At 49.0% G+C, this 22,378-nt stretch carries 21 protein-coding genes and 1 riboswitch; of the genes, 10 read left to right on the top strand and 11 right to left on the bottom strand.

Going from position 1 to position 22,378, the window contains the following annotated elements; translation table 11 throughout:
* Nucleotides 1-98 precede the first annotated feature (98 nt).
* The 5 genes from A7K91_RS11950 to A7K91_RS11930 all read right to left on the bottom strand — a co-directional run bounded on the left by A7K91_RS11950 (nt 99) and on the right by A7K91_RS11930 (nt 4,908).
* Nucleotides 99-1,565 (bottom strand): sensor histidine kinase, encoded by a 1,467-nt coding sequence (locus A7K91_RS11950; protein ID WP_068682941.1) that lies wholly within the window; start codon nt 1,563-1,565, stop codon nt 99-101.
* 1 nt (nt 1,566) lies between these two features.
* Nucleotides 1,567-2,256: a response regulator transcription factor gene (locus A7K91_RS11945; protein ID WP_068682940.1), complete on the bottom strand. Its 690-nt coding sequence runs from the start codon at nt 2,254-2,256 to the stop codon at nt 1,567-1,569.
* Nucleotides 2,253-3,266, bottom strand: a complete 1,014-nt coding sequence (locus A7K91_RS11940) for a 5-oxoprolinase subunit C family protein (protein ID WP_068682939.1) — start codon at nt 3,264-3,266, stop codon at nt 2,253-2,255. Before A7K91_RS11940 ends, A7K91_RS11945 begins: the two co-directional genes overlap by 4 nt.
* Nucleotides 3,267-3,349: 83 nt before the next feature.
* Nucleotides 3,350-4,102 (bottom strand): 5-oxoprolinase subunit PxpB, encoded by a 753-nt coding sequence (gene pxpB / locus A7K91_RS11935; protein WP_245697456.1) that lies wholly within the window; start codon nt 4,100-4,102, stop codon nt 3,350-3,352.
* Nucleotides 4,103-4,149: 47 nt separating this feature from the next.
* Entirely contained in the window at nt 4,150-4,908 is a 759-nt protein-coding gene (locus A7K91_RS11930; RefSeq protein ID WP_068682937.1) for a LamB/YcsF family protein, read from the bottom strand.
* 389 nt (nt 4,909-5,297) lie between these two features.
* On the opposite strand from A7K91_RS11930, the gene A7K91_RS11925 reads away from it, so the two are divergent.
* The 4 genes from A7K91_RS11925 to A7K91_RS11910 are packed head-to-tail and all read left to right on the top strand — an operon-like array spanning nt 5,298 to nt 7,599.
* Nucleotides 5,298-5,774, top strand: a complete 477-nt coding sequence (locus tag A7K91_RS11925; protein WP_068682935.1) for an RNA polymerase sigma factor — start codon at nt 5,298-5,300, stop codon at nt 5,772-5,774.
* On the top strand, nt 5,771-6,100 hold the full coding sequence (locus tag A7K91_RS11920) for a zf-HC2 domain-containing protein (RefSeq protein ID WP_068682933.1): 330 nt from the start codon (nt 5,771-5,773) through the stop codon (nt 6,098-6,100). The genes A7K91_RS11925 and A7K91_RS11920 overlap by 4 nt, the downstream gene beginning before the upstream one ends.
* 18 nt (nt 6,101-6,118) lie before the next feature.
* Entirely contained in the window at nt 6,119-6,829 is a 711-nt protein-coding gene (locus A7K91_RS11915; protein ID WP_068682931.1) for an ABC transporter ATP-binding protein, read from the top strand.
* A complete protein-coding gene (locus A7K91_RS11910; protein WP_068682929.1) occupies nt 6,826-7,599 on the top strand; it encodes an ABC transporter permease in 774 nt (257 codons plus the stop codon). Before A7K91_RS11915 ends, A7K91_RS11910 begins: the two co-directional genes overlap by 4 nt.
* Nucleotides 7,600-8,282: 683 nt before the next feature.
* On the opposite strand, the gene A7K91_RS11905 is transcribed toward A7K91_RS11910, so the two are convergent.
* Nucleotides 8,283-9,668 (bottom strand): NCS2 family permease, encoded by a 1,386-nt coding sequence (locus A7K91_RS11905; RefSeq protein ID WP_068682927.1) that lies wholly within the window; start codon nt 9,666-9,668, stop codon nt 8,283-8,285.
* Nucleotides 9,669-9,789: 121 nt separating this feature from the next.
* A riboswitch (purine riboswitch) is annotated at nt 9,790-9,890 on the bottom strand.
* Between the two features lie 313 nt (nt 9,891-10,203).
* Between A7K91_RS11905 and A7K91_RS11900 the strand changes: the two genes are divergently transcribed.
* Both A7K91_RS11900 and A7K91_RS11895 read left to right on the top strand, forming a co-directional pair.
* Nucleotides 10,204-10,581: a BlaI/MecI/CopY family transcriptional regulator gene (locus A7K91_RS11900; RefSeq protein ID WP_068682925.1), complete on the top strand. Its 378-nt coding sequence runs from the start codon at nt 10,204-10,206 to the stop codon at nt 10,579-10,581.
* The gene (locus A7K91_RS11895) at nt 10,578-12,875 is read left to right on the top strand and encodes a M56 family metallopeptidase (RefSeq protein ID WP_068682923.1); all 2,298 of its coding nucleotides are present in this window, start codon (nt 10,578-10,580) and stop codon (nt 12,873-12,875) included. The genes A7K91_RS11900 and A7K91_RS11895 overlap by 4 nt, the downstream gene beginning before the upstream one ends.
* Before the next feature lie 69 nt (nt 12,876-12,944).
* Here A7K91_RS11895 and A7K91_RS11890 read toward each other — a convergent pair whose 3' ends face one another.
* Nucleotides 12,945-13,406 carry a hypothetical protein gene (locus A7K91_RS11890; RefSeq protein WP_068682921.1) on the bottom strand — a complete coding sequence of 154 codons (462 nt, stop codon included), beginning with the start codon at nt 13,404-13,406 and terminating at the stop codon, nt 12,945-12,947.
* Between the two features lie 165 nt (nt 13,407-13,571).
* Between A7K91_RS11890 and trhO the strand changes: the two genes are divergently transcribed.
* Nucleotides 13,572-14,465 carry an oxygen-dependent tRNA uridine(34) hydroxylase TrhO gene (trhO, locus tag A7K91_RS11885; protein ID WP_068682919.1) on the top strand — a complete coding sequence of 298 codons (894 nt, stop codon included), beginning with the start codon at nt 13,572-13,574 and terminating at the stop codon, nt 14,463-14,465.
* 175 nt (nt 14,466-14,640) lie between these two features.
* Nucleotides 14,641-16,323 carry an S-layer homology domain-containing protein gene (locus A7K91_RS11880; RefSeq protein WP_068682917.1) on the top strand — a complete coding sequence of 561 codons (1,683 nt, stop codon included), beginning with the start codon at nt 14,641-14,643 and terminating at the stop codon, nt 16,321-16,323.
* An 87-nt stretch (nt 16,324-16,410) separates the two neighbouring features.
* On the opposite strand, the gene A7K91_RS11875 is transcribed toward A7K91_RS11880, so the two are convergent.
* The 3 genes from A7K91_RS11875 to A7K91_RS11865 form a co-directional block, all read right to left on the bottom strand.
* Nucleotides 16,411-17,670 (bottom strand): MFS transporter, encoded by a 1,260-nt coding sequence (locus A7K91_RS11875; protein ID WP_068682915.1) that lies wholly within the window; start codon nt 17,668-17,670, stop codon nt 16,411-16,413.
* Between the two features lie 112 nt (nt 17,671-17,782).
* Nucleotides 17,783-18,502: a FadR/GntR family transcriptional regulator gene (locus A7K91_RS11870; protein ID WP_068682913.1), complete on the bottom strand. Its 720-nt coding sequence runs from the start codon at nt 18,500-18,502 to the stop codon at nt 17,783-17,785.
* Nucleotides 18,503-18,655: 153 nt separating this feature from the next.
* Nucleotides 18,656-19,036 (bottom strand): VOC family protein, encoded by a 381-nt coding sequence (locus A7K91_RS11865; protein WP_068682911.1) that lies wholly within the window; start codon nt 19,034-19,036, stop codon nt 18,656-18,658.
* A gap of 466 nt (nt 19,037-19,502) precedes the next feature.
* On the opposite strand from A7K91_RS11865, the gene rsgA reads away from it, so the two are divergent.
* Both rsgA and A7K91_RS11855 read left to right on the top strand, forming a co-directional pair.
* Entirely contained in the window at nt 19,503-20,576 is a 1,074-nt protein-coding gene (rsgA, locus tag A7K91_RS11860) for a ribosome small subunit-dependent GTPase A (RefSeq protein ID WP_068682909.1), read from the top strand.
* A complete protein-coding gene (locus A7K91_RS11855) occupies nt 20,573-21,598 on the top strand; it encodes a phosphotransferase (protein ID WP_068682907.1) in 1,026 nt (341 codons plus the stop codon). The genes rsgA and A7K91_RS11855 overlap by 4 nt, the downstream gene beginning before the upstream one ends.
* Nucleotides 21,599-21,702: 104 nt before the next feature.
* Here the strand turns inward: A7K91_RS11855 and A7K91_RS11850 are convergent, their stop codons facing one another.
* Nucleotides 21,703-22,362 carry a copper amine oxidase N-terminal domain-containing protein gene (locus A7K91_RS11850; RefSeq protein ID WP_068682905.1) on the bottom strand — a complete coding sequence of 220 codons (660 nt, stop codon included), beginning with the start codon at nt 22,360-22,362 and terminating at the stop codon, nt 21,703-21,705.
* Nucleotides 22,363-22,378: the final 16 nt, after the last annotated feature.

Genomic DNA, 22,378 nt, shown 5'->3' with positions numbered 1-22,378 from the left:
GTGTCTTGACACACCCTAAAGGTATCAAGAATATGTTCCAAAAATACAACGGTATGTTTCAAAAATGTAAACAAAAGCATCCGGCATGTTAATTCTATCTATATCGACGGCGCATTGTATGCCGGAAGCGTAACCCGGAAGAGGGTTCCCGTTGAATCGGTTCGCACCAGCTCGACGGCTCCTCCCTGAACTTCCGCATGCTGCCTGGCCAATGCAAGTCCAAGGCCGGCTCCCCCGTTTTCGCGCGCTCTGTTTTTGTCAACGGTATAAAAGGGCTGGAACACCTTGTCGGCCAATTCCCCCGGTATGCCTATTCCGGTATCGGCGATTTCGATCCACACTTTACCTTCCCGCACGCCATTTCTCACAGTAATGACGCCGCCAGGCTTGTTGTATTTCACCGCATTGTCCAGCAAATTGACCAGAACGATGGTGAAGCTATCCCTGTCCGCCTCGGCGAAGGCCTCGTTCAACTCGCTTTGCAGCGTCAAGCCAAACTTGCTGATTTTGCCCTGCAAGCCTTCCAACACTCCCAAAATGACACCCCGTACCTCCACCTTCTCCTTGCTGAACTCAAAGGCATATTTTTCGAGCGCGGATAGCTGCAGCACCTTTTCCACCATTTCATAAAGCCGCCCGGTTTCACTGCCGATTGTGCCTATCGCCGTTTCCAGCAGCCTATTGTCATCGGGATACATGTCCAGCAAATCGAGATAGGCTTTAATAGAGGTGAGCGGCGTTTTGAACTCGTGCGTAACATTGCCGATAAATTGTTTTTGCCGCTGGTCCAGCAGGGACAGCTTTTCGACGGCCAGCGTCAGCTTCCTGCGCTCCTCCTCCATCGCCTGAAGCGTATCGCTGATCGTATCGCTCATCGCCTGGATGCCTTGGCTCAGCTCTCCGATTTCGTCCCTTCTTTTCAGAACCTCGCCGCTATAGCTGCCCTCCCGGATTTTGTTTACGGTCCGTTTGAGACTAATGATGGCATTGGCAAAGGAATTGAAATAAAAATAGGCCAAAATAAAGCTCAATACAAAAACGCCTGAGCCGATATACATAAACAGCTGTTTAATTTCATTATAAAATGCCGTATTCTCCGCAAGCGAATAGTGGAATTGGACAACCCCGACTTGTTCGTTACCTACCTTGAGCGGAGACATATAATACAAGGCGTCGTTTTCTACCAGGAACGCTGTTTTGTTAGTTAGCGCAAACGAAAGCGTACGGCTTATCCCTTCGGAGACAGTGTAAGCATTGTTTCGATTCAGGGCGGCGCCGCTGCTGTCATACAGAATAACCGACTGCCCGCTAATGAGCTCCAGCTGCTCCGCAAATTCCCGCCCTTGAGCAGCCAGATAGGTTTGAGGCACTTTATGATCCAGCGATAATATCGTCTGCATAAAATAAATGTTGGCGGTTTGGGCTTGCTGGGCAAACAAGGCCTCGTACTGGGCCTGCTGGTTTTTCTTGATTCCTTCCAGCACCAGTACGCTTATAATAACTACCGTGAGGAGCAGCAAAACAGCCAGAAACATGCTGAATTTGATTTTGATGCTGGTTTTCACATTAGCCCCCCGTCCCCATGCCTCTATACCCGATGCCATGCACCGTTTGGAGAATATCGCTATGAACCGGTCCCAGTTTTTTTCGGATTCGCTGCACATGAATGTCCACCGTGCGGGTCCCGCCAGCGTACTCCATGCCCCACACCAGATCAAGCAGCTGCTCGCGCGTATAAACCCGCCCGGGGCTGGAGGCCAGCAGCGCCAGCAGATCAAATTCCTTTGGCGTCATATCCAGGCTTGCTCCGCCAACAACCACGCTTCTTTTGTCCAGCCGCAGCTGAATTCCGCCAAGCTCAACAAGCTCCCCCTTCTCCGTCTCCCCCGCCGCCTGCATTCTTCTCAGCAGCGACTTCAGCCGGGCAAGCAGCTCCCGCATATCAAAAGGCTTCGTCATGTAATCATCCGCGCCAAGCTCAAGCCCCAGCACCTTGTTGACGATATCCTCTTTGGCCGTTAGCATGATTATGCCTATCTTCCCTCTGCTTTGAAGCTTTTTTAATAGCTCATATCCGTCCATGCCGGGGAGCATCACGTCAAGAATAATAGCGTCGGGACGAAACTCCTGCAGCCGCTGCAGCGCCGTTCCTCCGTGATAAACGGCTTCAACCTCATACCCTTCTCTCTTGAGCGCGTAGGCGATAGCATCGGCAATTGTTTTTTCGTCTTCCACAATCATCACTTTTTCATTCATAAGCCCACCTGGACGCCTTCCCTGATTTTCAAGCCAACCGCAGCCTTCAGCAGGTTAAAATCACGCTCCGATTCCAGCAGCAGCTCCTCCGCCTCCCTATGCGAAATCAACACAAAGCGCAGCTTCGCTCCCGGCATCAATTGGGCAAAAACGGGAATATCAACGGTGGCGACAGATAAAATTCGGGCATATCCGCCAGTTGTTTGCCGGTCCGCAAGCAGAACAATGGGCTTGCCGCCCGAGGGCAGCTGCACGGTTCCCGCAGTTACCGCCTCTGACAGGAGCTCCTGACTGCCGTCCAGCTCCAGCCGTTCCCCTTCCAGACGGCAGCCCATTCTGTCCGACTGCACGCCGACGCGAAAGACGCTGTCCAGCAGCAGACGCCGGGAAGCCTCCTTGAGCATCCCAAAATGAGCGCCTTCCATAGCGCGCACGACGGTAATATCCCGGCTTACTGCAGCAAAATGCCCCGCATGCCAGGTTGTTGCAAACCCTCCGGAATGGAGCTGTGCCATCAGCCGCTCACCTCGCGTGCCCTCATCCAGCGGCAATGCCCGAAGACGATCCCCTGCCATCAATGCCCGGCCCTGAAACCCGCCTATTCCCGCCCGTGCATATGTGCTGCGGCTATCCAAAACAAGCGGCACATCAATGCCTCCTGCAATCGCAACATAAGAGCGATAACCCGATATAGCCTTGCGAAAAAGAAGACGGCTGCCCGCTCGCATCAGAAACGGGCGCCACATCGGACAAACCTCTCCATCCAGCAGCGGCTCCATATTCCCGCCGCATATGGCCACAACATAATCCCGCTCCGCTTCCAGCTCGGCCCCGGCCCAGGTCAGCTCCAGCAAAGCCATATTTTCGTCATTCCCGACCAAAATATTGGCAGCCCGCGCCGCGGCAGGATCAGCCGATCCTCCAACCACAACGCCATGACGCTGATAACCGAATCTGCCGGAATCCTGAACGGTAGCAAACAGTCCCGGCTTTATAATAAGTATTGACATATTCAAGCTCCCTTCAGACGGTACTTTACAAGGCAGCATGTATTGAGACATGCCACCATGCTTATTCAGGCTGCCGCCATTCCTTACATCTGCGTATCTATTTCATAAAATTCCTTTTCACTAATAGGCTTGAAACGGACAATATCGCCTGCTTGAAGCAAGCTGGGCCGGGACATGTCTGGGCGAAAAAGCTTGATCGGCGTTTTTCCGATTAGCTGCCACCCGCCCGGAGTGGCAACAGGGTATACGCCCGTTTGACTGCCGCCTATGCCAACGCTGCCTGCCGGCACAAGCTGACGGGGCGTTGCCCTGCGCGGCACCGCGATTTCCTGCGGCATGCCGCCCAAATATGGAAAGCCGGGAGCAAAACCAATCATGTGCACCAGATAGCTCGCGCTGCTGTGAATAGCGACGAGCTTCTCTGGAGCAATACCGGCATGGCTTGCGGCCTCCTCCAGATCGGGACCATGCTGCCCGCCGTAACAAACCGGGATTTCAACGCACTCTCTCCGCTCCGGCTGAAGGTTTTCGTTATAAGGACCAGAATCCTTCAAGACCCTGCGCACCCTTGCCGCCACCGTTTCAAAGATGGAGGCGTGCGCTCCCTCTTCCCGGGTTCTGCTTCTGAAAATTCGCCACGGCTCATAATGCAGCGCCACTGATGCATAAGCCGGCACATATTCGCTATACCCCAGCCATTCCCGACACGCCTCCAATCGGGCAATAAGTCTGCTGATGACAGTATGCATGGAGGCGTGCTCTCCTGAATCCATCCTTGGCGTAATCAACAGGGCGCTGTCGCCCAAAGGCTCCATGCTCCATTGCTTTATGTTCATGCTGCCGCTCCTTTCCATTCCGCCTGTCGTTTCAATAAGTCCGCTCCTTATCGCGGCGGGGCAACTGCGATGCCAAGCCGTTCAAGCTCCGCGCGCAATACGGCGGCGTGGCGGGCAGCCCCAGCCGTGTCGCCATGAATACAAACAGTGTCAGCCTGAAGCGGCAGCATATGGCCTTCCCTCGTTTTAACCTTTCCTTCCGTCACCATCCGATGGACCTGAATCGCCACTTCATCGCTCTGGCTCAGCACTGCGCCCGGCTTGTGTCTTGGCGTCAAAGTGCCGTCATTTTCATAGGAGCGGTCGCCAAATACTTCTTGAATAGCCCGGATTCCCAAACGCTCCGCCGAAGCAACAAGCTGGCTTCCCGACAGGCCGTACAGCATCAGATTCCCATCCGCCTTGTAGACCGCTTCTGCTATCGCATCTGCAAGCTCCCTGCTTTTTGCCGCCATATTGTATAAGGCTCCATGAGGCTTCACATGGGACAGGCGGACGCCTTCCCCCGATGCAATCGCCTGTAGGGCCCCAATCTGGTAAAGGGTCATCTCGTAAACATCATCAGGAGTAACCTCCATAATCCTTCGGCCAAACCCGGCCAAATCGGGCAAGCCGGGATGGGCCCCGACTGCAACCCCATGCTCCGCCGCCAGACGGACAGTCCGCCTCATCACGGCCGGATCGCCGCCATGAAAGCCGCATGCAATGTTTGCCGACGTAATATGCCGTATAATCTCCGCATCCTCCCCGACGGTATAGATGCCGAAGCCTTCTCCCATATCGCAATTCAAATCGATCACAAACATGTCTTCCGCCGCCAGCCTTTCCCAATTTGTGCCTTCTATTTTTATTATAATACAGCCCGAACGTCCGGCCTATCCTATTTGGATTCGTTATAATTGGAAGATCTATATAAGTTGAACAAAAGAAAAGTAGCGACAGGCCAGAGTGTGAGGGGTTCTGGAGAAAAGCATATGCTTACGAAGTAACGTTCTTCCAGAACGTTTTAAGCGCTCGCTTGTGTTCCCGGATTTCACCATTTGAACCTATCATTCAGGGAAATCTGGGAACAACTGCGATCGGAAGAACTTTTCACACGCCGGCCTACACCGCTGAAACTCTTTTGTTCAACTTATATAACAAAAAGATTGAAACGTTTTGATGCAAGCGGGGTCTTATAGAGGGAGGTGAGGAAGTGAAGGAATTCGGAGAAATCTATAAGGAGCATTTTTCCGATGTGTATAAATATGTGCTGACTCTTTGTCGAAACGAAGAAATTGCGGAGGAGGTTACGCAAGAAACCTTTTTTAAGGCTCTGCGAAATATCGAGCAATTTAATGGAAGCTGCAAGCTATATGCATGGCTTTGTCAGATCGCCAAAAATACATATTTTTCACTCTACAACAAACAAAAGAGGCTGGTTGGAGACATAAAGATTGATTTTCCGGACGAGGCATTCGATTTAGCAGACACGTACTTTGATAAGGAGGCCTCCCGAAGCCTGCACATTTTGCTTCACAATTTGAAGGAGCCTTACAAAGAAGTGTTTACGCTGCGAGTATTCGGAGAGCTGCCATTTGCTCAAATAGGGGAGCTGTTCGGCAAAAGCGATAGCTGGGCAAGGCTCATTTATTACAGGGCAAAAAAACAACTCCAGGAGGCGATGAAATGAAAATATCGTGTGAAATCATCAAGGATTTATTGCCGTTGTATCACGATGGCGTATGCAGCGACGACAGCAAAGCTATAATCGAAGAGCATCTGGCCTGTTGCGATAGCTGCTCGGCAGAATTGCAGGCAATGGACAGAAATTGGCCTCTGACCAATACGGAGCAAAATTTGAACGAAGCGGAAGCTGTAAAAAAGTTGTCTAGGAGATGGAGAAAAGGGATGAAAAAAGCGTTGGTTAAAGGGATTTTATTGACGATTGCGGTCATTGTTCTTTTTTCCCTTTTGTTATACAGCTTTCTGGATTTTAAAATCATAACCACACCTTGACGAATTGGAGTGATTTCGATGGGCAATCTCCTTTTATCAGCGGAGCGTATACATAAGGCGTACAACGGAAAGGTCGTTTTGCAGGATGTCACTCTTCAACTTCAAAAAGGCGAAATTTATGGTCTGCTTGGCAGAAATGGTTCCGGTAAAACAACGTTGTTTCGTATTTTAACAGGGCTTATCCCCCGGTTTAACGGCACGGTTTCCCTTGCGGAGGCTGGGGGGCGCAAAATCAAGGCCTCTGCGGTTATAAACTTCCCGTCGCTATTTCTTAACATGAGCGCTTATGAAAATATGAAGGCGCAAGCCTTGCTGCTAGGTATACGCGACGACATTTTAATCAAACAAACCCTTAAAACGGTTGGGCTGGCAGACTGCAAAGGAAAACCGGCAAAAACATTTTCACAGGGCATGATGCAAAGACTGCGATTAGGAATTGCCCTGCTGGAAAACCCGGATATTCTTATTTTAGACGAACCGTTGAACGGGCTTGACCCCGATGGTATTGCGGAATTGCGGGAGCTGCTGCTCCATTTAAATCAGGACAGAGACATGACCATTTTGATTTCCAGCCATATTTTAAGCGAGCTCCAGCATGTCGCGACCTGTTTTGGTATTTTGCATAATGGAATACTTGCCAAGAAAATATTGATGAAGGACTTGCTGCAGGACGGGATTTCGTTGGAGGCCATGTACATGCAGTCCACCAGGGGAGGAGTCTCGCCATGACAGCTATATGGAGAAGCGATCTTTACAGATTGGGCAAAAGCAAGCTGCTTTACGCGATTACAGCCGTTACATGCTGCATTGCGCTTTTTCTTGTTTTTCTGATGCGGCTGGATTTTCGTTTGGGTATTTCTATTTTCGGGAAGCTAACCGCTTTTAAAGGGGTACACGACATTATCGGGATGGGCCTGACGTATCAAAAAGGATTGGGGATATTTATTGCAATATTGATATCCGTTTTTATCGGTCAAGAGTACCAATGGCAAACGTGGCAGCAGAAATGGATGACAAGCAAAAACCACAGCTGCATTTACCTGTCAAAAGCAGCGCTTTCGGCAATAGCCTCCGTCGCCATCTTCCTGCTCTTTCAACTTGTTGCGCTGTTGGGCTCGGGACGGATACGGGAGCTGCTGTCACTGAACTACGGGAGCCAAATGATAAGCGGCGTCTTTATTTATGGGGCTTTGGGAACGGTTATTTGTATGCTCGCCATGTTGTTCAAAAGCAATACGGCATCCGTTATTGGTTGTCTGGGGTATGTGCTGCTTGGCGAAATGGCGGCATCTCTGGCCAGAAACTTAAGCAGCTTTTCCGATTCGGCTGCAACGCTGGTTGAGTGGATAATTCTGCATTCGATCTACGGAATGTCAACCCTTGCGTCCAGCGCATCGTTTTCATCGGGCCTCGCTCCCGGCATTATTTTTAACGCGCTTGCAATCATGCTTGTTTCCACGGCAATAGGCTTGTTGCTTTTTCGGAGATACGAATTATAAAGAGCTGCTTTTTGGCAGCTCTTTAGCAGCTATTTTGCCAGGCGACCTTGTTCAGGGTTGTGTACTAATGAGTGGATCTAATGATTTGCGCTAATGTGTAGCTCTAATGAGCGAACCTATGTGTGACTCTAATAAGTAACTTTAATGTGCGAACCTATTGTGTGACTTGACACTAATGGGCAACTCTAATGCGCGAACCTATTGTGTGACTCCAATAAGTGACTCTATTGTACCAACCTAATGTGTGACTCCAATAAGTAACTATAGTGTGTAAACCTAATGTGTGATGTGTGACTCCAATGGAGCCTATGCTTAACCGGACAAAAATGTCCGTTAGGTAGGACAAAACCCAACTTTCCTCATTGTAACGGACAGAAACTTCCGTTACGTGCTGGAAAATGCTCCAAATCGCATGATTTGCTGCTGTAGCGGACATTTATGACCATTGGACATGCCAAATGCTTAAAAAATGGTCGCTAACGGACATTTTTGTCCGGCAGAAGTGGCCTCCGACTGTAAGGCAACATTCTACGACAAAAAAAGAGCTGCGCCGGATTGGCGCAGCCTCAAAAAGATCTTCAAATCAAACTTCTCAAATCAAGCTTGCTTCTTAAATCAAGCTTAAGCTTCTCAAATCAAACTTCCCTTTTACAAAGAGTCCTCCTGCCTGGAACGACCCCTCGTTACTCCCCGCCCATTAATACATAACGGGCGATGATCAGAACTGCCAGTATCCACATAAGCCAATGAATCTGGTATTTGCCCTTTTTCGCAACGTTGGCAACGGCTGCCAGCACCACATACGAAACGATACCAAAGGAGATACCGTTAGCAATGCTGTACGAAAATGCCATCAGCGCAAACGTAAGGAAGGAAGGAATAGCATAAACCATATCGGTGAAGTCAATTTCCTTCACGGATTGCATCATCAGCACGCCAACGATGATCAGCGCGGCCGCCGTAGCGGAGCCTGGAATCAAAGCGATTAGCGGTGACAGGAAAATCGCAAGCAGGAAGCAAATCCCTGTTGTAACAGCCGTCAGGCCCGAACGTCCGCCTTGGGCAATACCTGCGGAGCTTTCAACATAAGCCGTAACCGTGCTTGTGCCAAGCAACGCGCCGCCGCTGACGCCAATTGCGTCAACCATCATCGCTTTGCCGATTTTTTTCTTCCCTTCAACAGGATTTTTCATAAATCCGGCGCGAGTGGCCGTTCCGACCAGCGTACCGAAGGTATCAAACAATTCAACAAAGGTAAAGGTCAAAATAACCGTAACCAAACCAACCTCAAATACGCCGGCAAAGTCGAAATCGGCAACATGCATCGTTCCAAAATCAGGAATCCATGTTTTGTTTTCCAGCGCGGTGTTAATGTCAACATGTCCTGTAATTAACGCAATAACCGTTGTGCCAAGAATACCGAACAAAATGGCGCCCGGTACGCGAAGCACCATCAAAATCGCAATCAGGAAAATTGCGATACAGGTAAATACGACCGTTTCATTGTGGAAGCTTCCAAGCTGGATAACCGTTTCGTTAGCGCTAACCGCCGTAAACGAACCTTGTTCAATATCTGTAAAGCTGTCTACAACGATGGTCATCAAACCGCTATTTTTCATACCGATTATCGTAATGAACATACCGATACCAACCGTAATCGCATGCTTAAGGCTATCGGGAACCGCCGTAATCAACATCTGGCGCACTTGTGTCAGCGTCAGAATGATAAAGATAATACCGGAAATAAATACCGCTGTCAGACCCATTGCCGGAGAAATCGGCTTGTCCGTTGCGGCGGAAGCCAAAATAACGGAAGCAAAATAAGCGTTAAGCCCCATGCCGGGCGCAAGCGCCACAGGGAAGTTGATAAACAGACCCATTGCAATCGTAAAAATACCCGCTGCCAAAGCTGTAGCCAGGAAAACACCTGTCCAATCCATTCCGGCATTTCCCAGAATCATTGGATTGACAGCCAGAATGTAAGCCATCGTCATGAAAGTCGTCAGCCCCGCCATAATTTCAGTTCTGACATTTGTTCCGAGTTCCTTCAAGCGAAAGAAACGTTCCATTTTGATAATACCCTCCCAAAATTGTGTTGGAACAAACAAAGAAACCTGTCGCGAACGCACTAAGGCATTACGGCAGGCTCTGCAAAAAGGGGAACAGCGCCGCGCGAGGCAGCCATGTCAAACACCGTTCCACTCTTCTCGTAGCCTGATCATTTACGGTGATCCAGTAGAGACTCTCAAGCCGATTCTTGAGATTATACGAAAAGGGTTATGCTTTTTTTGTTTTCCGTTATTCATTCTAAAGATAGTATGCTTAGGTTGTCAATGATTTTTACGAATGATTTTCTATACACCGGGAGAAATATTCGTATTTACAGCTTTTTCACACAATTTCCACTTTTGAAATCGTTTTCGTTTTCTTTTTTATCACAATTGAGCCAGGAGCAACTCGTTGTTCCGCGATACAGGTAAGCCAGACTCAGCAGACTAAGTTAAAGGTTTCCATGTCACCCAAAACGGTTGACTTCTATTGTTTACAGTTGTAAACTATCAACATCGTTTACATGCGTAAACAAGAAAAGGAGGCAACGTATAGATGAGTGAAAATCCCCGAATTACGGATGCGGAAAGCGAAGTCATGAAGCTTCTGTGGCAGGAGCAGCCCCTATCCGCAGGCGATATCATTTCCCGCTTGTCGCAGGACATGCAGTGGTCGCAGCAAACCATAAAAACCTTTTTAAACCGCCTGCATAAGAAAAAAGCTATTGCTTTCCAAAAGACAGGCAGGAACTATCACTATTATCCCCTGGTTTCTCACGAGCAATACCTGAAAATGGAAAACCAAACCTTTTTGGATAGAGTATACAATGGTGCTGCCGGAGCCCTTTGCGCCCATTTTATTCAGGAAACACCCCTTTCCGAAGATGAAATCGATGAGCTACGGGAGCTGCTTGAGCGGAAGAAAAACCTATGATCTCTCCAGACTTTATTTTTAAGGCTTTTGTAAGCTCCTCATTGTCAGCCGTAATCATTTTGGTCCTTATTTTACTGATACGCAAACAACGCTGGCATCGTCCAAGTCCAAAGGCCATACAGCTATTATGGATGCTGGCGCTGGTTAAGCTGCTGATTCCCGTAGCGCCGGAGAGTCCTATCAGCCTGTTCAACCTGCTTCCGCAGCCTATTGCGGAATGGCAATTGGAAAATCAGACGTCCATGCTGCATCCAGGTTCGACCTCTGCATTCCTTGTGGGTACGGAACAAAGTACAGCAGAAGCACAATCAGCCAATGAGCTTCAGCAGTACAGCCCGCAAATAGCGGCTGCACATGCAGGTGCTGACAAGCATATAGCGGCGGGTTCTCAAACAAGCAGCAGCTATGAGAATAGTCACAAGCCCTTTTCCTGGTTTAAAGCCGCAGGGTGGATATGGCTTTGCGGCATTCTGATCATTAGCTGCTATTATTTATTTGTCCATATCCGGTTTCGCAGAAGATTGCTCTCCAGCCGAGAGCTTGCCGGAGCTCAAGCCTCGTCCGTTTTGGAGGAGGTCAGGAAAGGACTTGGAATAACCAGACCTATTCCTGTTTATGAAGCGGAAGACATTCGCAGCCCTTTCCTGTATGGCGTATGGAAGTCTGCAATTTATATTCCTAAAGACATTGCCGCCATTGCGAATGCTAGACAGCTCCGCCACATTTTTGCCCATGAGCTTAATCACTATAAACGCAAGGATTTATGGCATAACCTGCTCTGGATGCTGGCAGCGCTTGTGCATTGGTACAATCCGCTTGTGTGGCTTGCAGTAAAAAAAGCATCCGGCGACCGCGAAACGGCTTGCGATGCAAGCACGCTAGAGGCTTTGGGCGAACGCGAGGCAACGCCCTATGGCATGACGCTTCTGATGATGTCACGGCTGCTGGCCCGAAACACGGCGCCAAAGGTCAATCTGTCCCATTTTTATCACAATAAAAACGAACTGAAAGAGAGAATATCCATGATATCGCAATTTAAAAAAGGCGCAAACAGACTTACGATAATTTCCGTGCTGTCCGCGCTGGTTATAGGCGCCGTATTGTTGACAAATCCGCTGCAAAATTCAATCACCAGCTCCGTTAAAGCGCAAACGGCGGCGTCCTTTGAGCTTATACGGCCTATCAACTCGTACAAATATTTTTCGAGTCTGGACAGGTCCCGCGCATTTACGGATATGGTCTTCAAGGTGCCTGATTATTTGCCAGACGGCTACCAGCTTGAGAATATAGATTTGCATCAAGGCTATTTGAATGGAAACAAAGATGTGCTTACCTTCACTTTTGCCGCCCGATATGGTCAGGAGGATGAACGAATCCTTGAGCTGGTTATAGCCGAAGGCAATCCACTCGACCGGAACGAGCTGCTTATCGGAACCTACTCTCTTGCCCCCTATTCCTGGGGAAAAGCCTATGATTCCGCCTTCAAGCAAAATCCGGCAACTGTTGGAGGCATCCAGGGCGCTTTGCTCACAGAAACACAGTCCTTCGAAAAGCACAAGCCGGAGATTGCCAAAAGCTTTATGTGGCAGGATGATGGGAATTGGTACGCCCTTCAGTATTACAGTGAAAACCATAATATGAAAACAGGAGAGCCCTTCTACAGAAGGAACATTTCAGAAGAGGAAATGGAGAAAATAGTGTCCTCCTTCACTCCGCCGGAGCAGCTTAAGCAAACACGCTACGATGGGGATCAAAAATCGTTTGAGCTATACAATGAAACCGACCTGGCTCAAGCAGTAAAGCTTCTCGGCTTTGATATCAAATTCCCATTCCAGCTGCCGGGTACGCCACTGGTTTTGTATGACGCCAGCCTGCAGAGAGGTGCGGACCGGCATCCCGACTACGCCTATAAAACGGAAGCAGATGCTTTAAGGAACGCATACCGCGTCACAAAATCTACCCTAGGCTTCGGTTTGAACGATGAATTGAACTTTTACCAGAGCAAGGCGGCGCCGTTTGATACCTCCAAGCTGAGTTTTCAGCGCAATCTGAAGCTGGACGGCTACGGTATTGGCGTTTATACGGATCCGGGTTTTGTCTATCACGGTCCAATTCATGAAGACGGCCATTTTAGAGACGCCAGTGGAAATACAGAAAAAAAATCGCAAACCTATTACCTTTGGGAACATAACGGCATCCATTATGCCGCCGTTTTTCTGGGAATGGATAATGATCAGGAAGGGAAGCTTAAAGCGTTGCTTGAAGCGCCGCTGGAACAAATGTATAACAATTAACATTCTTAGGCTTTTGATTATCCGGGGTTGTCCTTAAAAATGGTTACTTTTCGGGCAGCCCCGTACATCCTAAGCGGTACCGATGGAAATGATGCCAACAAAAAGGGCAAAAAACAATAAAGGAATCATCAGGCTTAACGCTGCAGCAGAGCCTTTTACTTTTGAGCCGAATTTGGATAACAAGCGATCTGTCAGGAAATAAAGAACAGCGCCGGGCAAGCTAAACCATAATAAAACAAGCCCAAACACAAGATGCAACGAGCCGGAAACCATAATGTCCAGTCTGGAATCGCCGCTTTTTTGGGCAATCCAGCTCCCCGCTTTATCACTTAGTAGCGAGGTTATAATCCCGTAGGTAAACATTGCCGGAAAAACATAGGACATATACACGGGCGTCGTGGTCATAAAGCTCCAGAAGTAACCGTCTTTCACCGACTCCCCAAAAGGAGTTGGAAACAGCAGTCCAAGCAAAATGCTATGAAGCGTTGCAGCAATCGAAGCTGCTGCGATTTTACGGTACAGAACAGTCATTTTCCCATCGCCCCCTGTAAAATTCACTTCAATCCAACCTTATTATACCATCTGCCTCAAGATGAGGGGCCTTTTCACGACATCTGTTGTGATCATCGGCACACTGGATTACAATAGGTAGAGTAATAACCTCTCGTTACAGAAAGGACAGAAAGGAATAGAGAAATGAGCGATACTAACAACTACCGCATCCTGCTGTATTATAAATTCGTTGCCATTCCCGAAGCGGAGCAATTTGCAACAGAACATCTGGCATACTGCAAGGAGCTTGGCGTGAAGGGACGAATTCTGATCGCCGACGAAGGCATCAATGGCACCCTTTCCGGGACCTTCCAGCAAACGGAGCAATACATGAACGATATGAAAGCCAACCCGCTGTTTAGCGACATGGTTTTCAAAATCGATGACGCGGAGAACCATGCCTTCAAAAAGATTTTTGTCCGCTACAAAAAAGAGCTGGTCACGCTGCGCTACGACAAGCCGCTTGATCCCAACACCCTGACAGGCACGCACCTCTCTCCAAAAGAGTTCCATGACTACCTGCAAAGAGAGGACGTCATCGTGCTGGACGGGCGAAGCGATTATGAATATGACCTTGGTCATTTCCGTAATGCGATACGCCCCGACCTCAAAACGTTCAAGGAATTTCCGGAGTGGCTGCGCGAGAATATGGCGGACTTGAAGGACAAGCCTATTTTGACCTATTGCACCGGCGGCATTCGCTGCGAAAAGCTGACCGGCGTCATGCTGAGCGAAGGCTTTAAGGACGTCTACCAGCTCGACGGAGGCATCGTCACTTACGGTAAAGACGAGGAAGTGCAGGGCAGGCTGTTTGACGGCAAATGCTACGTTTTTGATGAGCGAATCTCCGTTCCCATCAACCGTACGGACGAAGCCGTTGTTGTTGGCAAATGCCACCACTGCGGTTCGCCCGCAGACACATATATCAACTGCGCCGACGATACATGCCACCGTCAACATATCGTTTGCCCGGATTGCGAGGAATCGCATCATGGCTTCTGCTCCGAGGAATGCGAGGATCATGTAACAAGCGTTTAAATAGAAAACAGCAACAAAAATTAGGGCTATCCATTGCCGAATTACGGCGGGGCAGCCCTTTTGTCGATTTTTCCGATAGAAATAACTAAATCTCCTGTTCTATCTATGCTACAATAATCCTCAATGCGTAAAATGTTCCAATATAAGCATTGATCCCAATAATGAGGTGAAATTATTGTTACTTAGCAACAGATCAAAAAAGCTGGCGCTTTGTTTGGCGCCAATGTTATCTCTCTTCCTGTTTTTACAGCCGCTTGGCGATCTGACAATGGCAGCAAATGAACCGGATTTTTCGGATTTACACGGTCACTGGTCCGAAAGTGTTGTCCGGTCCGCAATTGCATCTGGCTATGTGGAGGGTTATGAGGACGGGACCTTTCGTCCCGACAAGCAGATCACCGGACAAGCGTTTTTGACCATGCTCGCGAAAGCCATGCAGCTTCCGGTAGGCGAAGCTGAGCAAGGCTCGGGATGGTTCGCCCCTTATGAAGCGGCTGTTCGGGAAGCCAAGCTTTACGACAACGACTATGCCAATCCCACCAAGGCGCTAACTCGCATGGAGATGGCTTCGACAGTTGTGAGGGCTACTACTCCTCAGAGCCGGGAGCTTCTTTACAAGGAGCTTATTCAAACCACACACAGCGTCCAGCGGATCAAAGCAATGTTCCCTTCCATCGATGCGGACATGGCCAAGCTAAAAAAAGAACCCACGATGAATGTGGATCTCACCGTTTATGACACTCCCCGGAAAACCCTGGATGAGTTGCGCGCATGGTACAATGCCCGCGTTGAGGAATACCAGGCTGAAAATCTGGCGAACGGAAAAAGCTATTGCAGCGTCGAAGCCGAGGATTGGTTTATTGCAGAACATGATTGCGTTAATCCGCGACAGGCGCTTATTAATGACGCGCTCACTCGGGTCGACAATTTTTTCAGCTTGCTGCTGAACGCTGGACCAACCGTCAACACGCTGATTAACCCTTATTTTAATAGCCTGAATACCAATGCCAAGCAAGATTTGTTCGAAGCGGTGCGCCGCGGCCTCATTCAAGGTACAGGAAACGGCGAGGTTTCGCCAAACGGCGTCACGACACGAGCGCAAGCCGTAGTCGTTATCCAACGGGTCTTGGAGTTCAATAAAGGGGAAAGCCTGCCCGTAGACCACTATGCGCTACAAAAAGCAGAGGTCGATTGGCATCAAACCAACATGTTCAGCGTATGGCCCCATTTCCTTGGCATATACAACGCCAACAAGATCGATACCGCTAAATTCCGTTTCGAATCACCTTGGTACAAAGGAGAGTTAACGGGTTATTATATCATTGATTTGGATGACCCCAAAAGCCCGTATCGGAGTAAAATCGGATATCCGCTTAACGAGCTGTACTACAAGCCGCAAGGCTATGAAAAGGACATCCCGCTCGCCAAGCAAAAAAATGCATATTTGTTAGTCTATACATATAGCAAAAATGAAATAGCCGCTAACAAAAACGTTACCCTGAATGCAGTCTTTCATGGCATTGGCGAGGGATACTCTAACTTGCTTTATAGCGCATACGGGATTCCCCAGGCAACCTATGATCAGCGCGAGCGAATGTCGAAAGGCGCCTTGGAGGTCTATACGCCCATTTATTACTTAAAAAATCTTTCGGACCGCTCCACCTTCAAGTATCTAAAATTTGGTGTACTTCCCAAAGAAAACGTTAGAATGGAAGATAGAATCGAGCTGCGGCTCACAACCGGCGTCATCGGCGACAGCGTCGCTCGTAAAGCGCTCCAATTTACTCCAGACGGCACACGTAATCTGCTTCCCGAAATTATAGATCAATATTTACGCCTGATCGACAAACTAGATTAACGGATGAAGCTTCAAGCTTCTGCTCAAAAAAACGGGGTTGTCCTGACAGTCAGTCAAAACTGACCGCTGGACGCCCCGTCCCCCTGCCTAGTCCTCGTTCAGCCTCAATGCCTTGTCTGTTGGCAGAAACACCGCAAGCAAGCCCAGCAGCGGCAAGAAGCCGCTCAGCTTGATTACAAATGAAATGCTTGTTGCATCCGCCAATGCGCCAAGTACAACGGAGCCGATTCCTCCAAGTCCAAAAGCAAGTCCAAAAAACAGTCCCGACACCATCCCGACTTTTCCAGGCAGCAGTTCCTGGGCATATACGATAATGACCGAAAAGCCGGAAAGCAGAATAAACCCGATACAAACGCACAGCACACCCGACCAGAACAAATTGGCATAAGGAAGCAGCAGCGAAAAGGGCGCCGTGCCAAGAATGGAGAACCAGATCATATTTCTGCGCCCAAAGCGGTCGGCGAGCGGCCCCCCAAGAAACGTTCCTGCCGCTCCGGCGATAAGCAGAGCAAAAATAAACACCTGCGCGTATTCAGTCGATATGCCATGATGCTCGATAAGGTAAAACGAAAAAAAGCCCGTCATGCCGGCTACATATACAAACTTGGAAAACAGCAGCAAAATAAGGATCGTCATGGAATAAACAATTGTCCGTATTGGCAGCGGCTCTCTTTGCTGCTTGCCCGAATGGACGGCGTTTTTACGAACGGCATGGGCTTTGTACCATTTGGCGACATAGAGCTGTACGACAAAGGCCGCAGCAGCCGCAATGGTAAACCAGATAATGCCGAATTGACCCAAAGGAACAAAGATCAGCGCCGTAAATACAGGCGCCAGCGCCTGACCTACATTGCCTCCCGTCTGAAAAATGGATTGCGCCAGCCCCTTGCGCGGACCCGCAGCCAGATGAGCTACCCTTGACGCTTCAGGATGGAGCACAGCGGAGCCAAGTCCGATGAGGATAACGGATAAAATGACCCATTCGTAAGCGGAGGCGTATGCCAGCACCACCATGCCGAGCAAAGAAAACAGAACGCCTGCGGGGAGCAGCAGCGGCTTAGGCCGTGCATCGGAGTACAAGCCAATAAGCGGCTGAAATAAGGATGCCGTTACATTCAAAGTAAAGGCGATCCAGCCTATTTGAGCGAAGCTCAGGTTCATGGATTGCCGCAAAATCGGAAAAATTGCCGGAATAACCGACTGGATGGAATCATTCAGCAAATGAACGATGCTAATAGATAATAAGATGGAATACGCCGTATTCGCCGCCAGGCTTGTTGTTGGGCGGCTTGATACTGCGGCTGTCCCGTGTGGCGGAGCCGCCTTGTGCTGAAGCTTGCTGTTCAATTTCTCAACCTCCGTTTACATTCATCATATCATCTGATGTTTAATGATAAAAAAACGCTCCGGGCAGTCCCTCCTCGTGCCTGCTAGCCTTGCCACGACGCTCTGGCTTAAGTTAATTTCCGTTCTCGTCGCGCTCGCGAAGCTGACTGACGGTTCCGTTCAGATTTTGAAGCGTCCAATGCTCCGCGGCTTGGACATCCTTGGTCTTAATTGCCTCATAGAGCCTGTTGTGACATTCCGTATTGGGGTCGTGACCGTCCTCCTCCATTTCCAGCTTGCCCAGCGCATTTCGCAGCACAGATGAAAAGGTTCGATACAAGTCGATGACGACATGATTTTTGCTGGCGGCAGCAACCGCAATGTGGAACTGAATGTCGGCGTTTAAATATCCTTCCCGGTCCCCCGCCTCCAAAGCCTCGGAACGCTGCTCCAAATAGGAGCGCATAAGAGCAAGGTCATCCTCGTCCCGCCGCATCGCAGCCAGCCGTGCAATTTCAAGCTCTAGCATTCTTCTGACCTCGTACACCTCGAAAATTTCCGCACGACGCAGCCGATGCTCAAGAGGCTCGCGAATTATCTGCACAGAGGAAGCCAAATACGTGCCAAAGCCCTGTTTTTTTTCCAGCAATCCCGCATGAACCAGCACCCGGACGGCCTCTCGAACGGTTGAACGTCCCACTCCGAACTGCTCCATCAGCTCAGGCTCCGTTGGAATTTTGTCGCCTTCCTTTAGCTCTCCCCCGGTAATTTTCTGCTGCAACTGAATAACAACATCGTCAACCAGCTTCGTGCGGTGTACAGATTGAAAAGAAACTCTGGATTTTGAATTCATCAGATCATCTCCCGTTATAGACAGATTATAAAGGCGACATTACGACAATGCAAGCCAAAGTAGCTTCGGAAACAATAATATTTCCCCTGATGCTCCGCCCCCCCCCCCTCATCCCATCACGTAATGTTGTAATGAGTTATTCAATTGGCTTATTCATACGGCAATCCACCAAAATACCCCGAAGCGGTCAATCAGATTGGAGCAATAGGCATTCCAAGGGCATGAACCGGGCGGGTCGATCACGGTACCGCCTTCCTTCAGGATGTCGTATGCCTGCCGGACTGCTTCTTCGCTTCCCATGTCGTACACATTAAAGGCCATCGTCTGCCAGATTGTTTTTTTGCTTGTATCACATGCCTTTGGCGCTTCGCTAACAGCTATAAACAACTCGCCGTTTCGCATCAGCTCGCAATGCTCATATTCATTTTGTTCTTCGTTTAGGAATGCAAGCCCTTTCTCCAGGTTGAATGCCCGACAATAGATGTCGACTGCCTCCACGCTGCTTTTAACATAGACTTGTGAACTGATTTTCATCCTTCTTTTCACCTCTCTCTTCCCCTTTTCGGCTACTTAATAGTAGCGTAGTTAATAAATTCTGGATATGTTGTTCGTCATAACAAGAAAGCACTTCAACATTTTGTTATGGTTTTTCCTCCCAAAACATGTTATCCTTTACTTGCTTTACGAAAAAATACGTTCCTTACACGAAGGGAGAGGTTTTGAATGGCAAACGCAACTACTATGACTATGGTGGTTTCGACTTAAAACCAAATAGCGGGCATACCTGAGAAGGTGCAAGAGCAAAAAAGCGGGGAAAGCTCCGTTTTATTTGGTATGCCATCCAAAGTAACCTTTCGTGAATAGTGCTGTTTGTGAGATACGATAAAGGTCGTATCTTCTTTGCGTATCAAAATGCCGCAAAACAGCAGCTTCAGTCGAGGCTGCTTGTTTGCGGCATTTTTGCGCCTAAAAACGAACTAAAAGGAGCTAACCAACAACCATGATTGATTTAAAAGCTTACGGACTTACAGAAATAAATGAAATTCCTGATGGACTATTGGCCGGCAGAGTGACGGAGCTTCGGCGGGAGCGCTTTACGGTCATGACCGAGCGCGGCGAGGTAAACGCGGTGCTTAAGGGCGCGTTTTATCATACGGCAGAAACGCGCGTGGATTTTCCTTGCGTTGGCGATTTTGTGCTGGTTCGCTACAACGAAAGCGGGGACTCGCTCATTGATACGTTATTGCCGCGCCGTTCCAAGTTTTCACGCGCAGATTATTCGGGCCATGCGGCAGGCTTTGCCAAAACGATTCTGGAGCAGGTTGTCGCAACCAACTTTGATTATGTTTTTATTTTGTCCTCGTTGAATCTGGATTTCAACGTCACGCGCATCATGCGTTATTTGACGCAGGCCAGGCAAAGCGGCGGTCAACCGGTCGTTATTTTGACCAAGGCCGATCTTGTAGATGACTATACGCTCCCGCTTGCCGAGGTCGCTCAAAGTATGCCGGATGTGCCGGTTCACGCCATCTGCAGTCATACAGGCATGGGCTTGAACGAGCTGGAAGCCTACCTGACGCCAGGTAAAACGGTTGTTTTTCTCGGCATGTCCGGCGTCGGCAAGTCCTCCCTGCTTAATGCCTTGATGGAACAGGACGTAATGGCTGTTCAGGCGATCCGGGAAATTGACAGCAGGGGCCGTCATACAACGACGCACCGTCAATTGTTCATGCTCCCTTCCGGCGCAATGGTCATTGATACGCCTGGGATGCGCGAGCTTGGCCTGTTTGATGCGGATGAAGGCATCCGTATAGGCTTTGCCGATGTGGAGGAATGGTTCACGCAATGCCGGTTCACGGATTGCCGCCATCAATCCGAGCCGGGCTGTGCCATTCTCGCCGCGCTTGCCAAAGGCTCGCTGTCGCATGAACGCTGGGAGCGTTATCTTTCACAACAGAATGAAAACCGCTTTGTTCAGGATAAAACAAGCTACCTCATCGAAAAAAATGCTCGAAACAAATATACGGCGATGTGGAGCAAGCAAACAAGAAAAAACGGAGGTCATAAAAGATGACAATGAAACTGTATAAACTAAACGAAGCATTAAGCCAATATTTTAATAAAAGGATTATCTCCGCCGACAGCCAAACCGCTTCATTGCAAGGGGGAACGGTGGGCAATGTTTATCTGGTTACGGGAACAGCCGAAACGGACAAAGGCGAAAAATTGCCGTATCGCATTGTTCTGAAACGCCATAAGGAATATGATCGCTATGGCGATTCCGGTTCCTGGCGCCGGGAATATGACCTTTACAAATCCGATCTGGCATCCACCTTTAGCGATACATTCCGCTGGCCGGCCTGTTATTACGCTGAGCTTATTGAAAATGAAGAGGAGGAGGATGCTGAAAGCGTGCTGTGGCTGGAATATATCAATGGCGTGTCCGGCCTGGATTTGACAGCGGAGATGTATGAACAGGCTGCACTGGAGATTGGACGTTATCAAGGCAGGCTGCACGCGGAGCAGCCGGATGTGCTGAAAAGCCTGACCAACCTGAGCCATGCCAATCTCATGATGGATACGTACCTGCACTATCGTTCATGGCCTGTCGTCTACGATTATGTCCGCTCGGAGGATTGCGCCTTTCCAAAGCATGTGCGGCAAATGTTCATCGACCTTGACGCAAATTCCGACGAAATATTCGAGCGCATCAAAAAGCTGCCTATTGTGCTGAGTCACCGTGACTACTGGGTAACTAACCTGATCGTCGCCGATGGCAAAATAGCCATCATCGATTGGGATACAAGCGGCTGGGGTTATCTCGGCGAGGATATTGCTAGCCTGATTGCGGATGAAGCGGATATTGAGCACATGGTCCAGTATTACCAGCGCTGTATTCCTGCGTATTACAGAGGTTTTTCGCAATATGCGGAGGCATCCGTTGAAGATAACTGCGTATATGAGCTAATCCTGATTATGTTTGGATATCGGCTTGTGGAATGGTATCTCCATGCAGAGGACGAAGACATAAAAACACAGCATTCCCTTGCTCTACAAAAAATTAGTGAAATGAAAAACAGCCCTTTGCAATTTTAAATTAGCCTCAAAATAAAACAAACGCCATGAGTGCCGCAGCGTCGGCATTCCTGGCGTTTGGCTTTTCCTGCACACTTGAGAGCATTCTTGTCCTTCTATGACTATTACTCAGTAAACCTCGCGGTCCGTGTCTTCGAATCCCACTCCACATCAATACCGAGGATTTCTGCAAGCTGCCGGATCGGTAAAAACGTCACGCCTTTTTTAATCGCAGGTACCGTATCTTCCAGCAGCACCTTTTTCCCGTCAACCAGCATCTCAGACTTTCCGATGTGCATGACGATGCTCTTCTCTTCTTTGGTCAGCGTAATTTTCTGTTCGCTTGCTTTCCAATCCACTTCGAACCCGAATACATCCGCAATGGCCCGCATCGGAGCCATCGTTCGTCCATTCTCGATATAGGGCCATCCTTCGACCGTTGCGCTGACATGCAGATATAGCCCGTTCACAACAACCAGGACACGGTTTTTCTTCGCCTCCGCGCATGTAGGAATATCCTGTTCGATCTTCTTGCCATCCACCATTATTGTGAACATGCTCCCCCCTTCAGAAGAACCTTCGCTGGAAGCCCTTTCGCTGACAGTACCATCCCAACTGCCGGTACATGATGGCATCGGCACTGATTCCGACCAGAAGTAATCACTGCTCGCATACGCCGTATTTGTGAATACCAGTACACAAAGCAAGCCGAGCGCACTGTACTTCAACTTTGATATTAACATTTGAATCAGCTCCATTTTCCAAATATTATGTAAATATTTCATTGGGAACCCCTTCTTG

It is taken from the genome of Paenibacillus oryzae (assembly GCF_001675045.1).
Taxonomy (GTDB): Bacteria; Bacillota; Bacilli; order Paenibacillales; family Paenibacillaceae; genus Pristimantibacillus; species Pristimantibacillus oryzae.
This window is presented reverse-complemented; position numbering and strand designations above follow the sequence as displayed.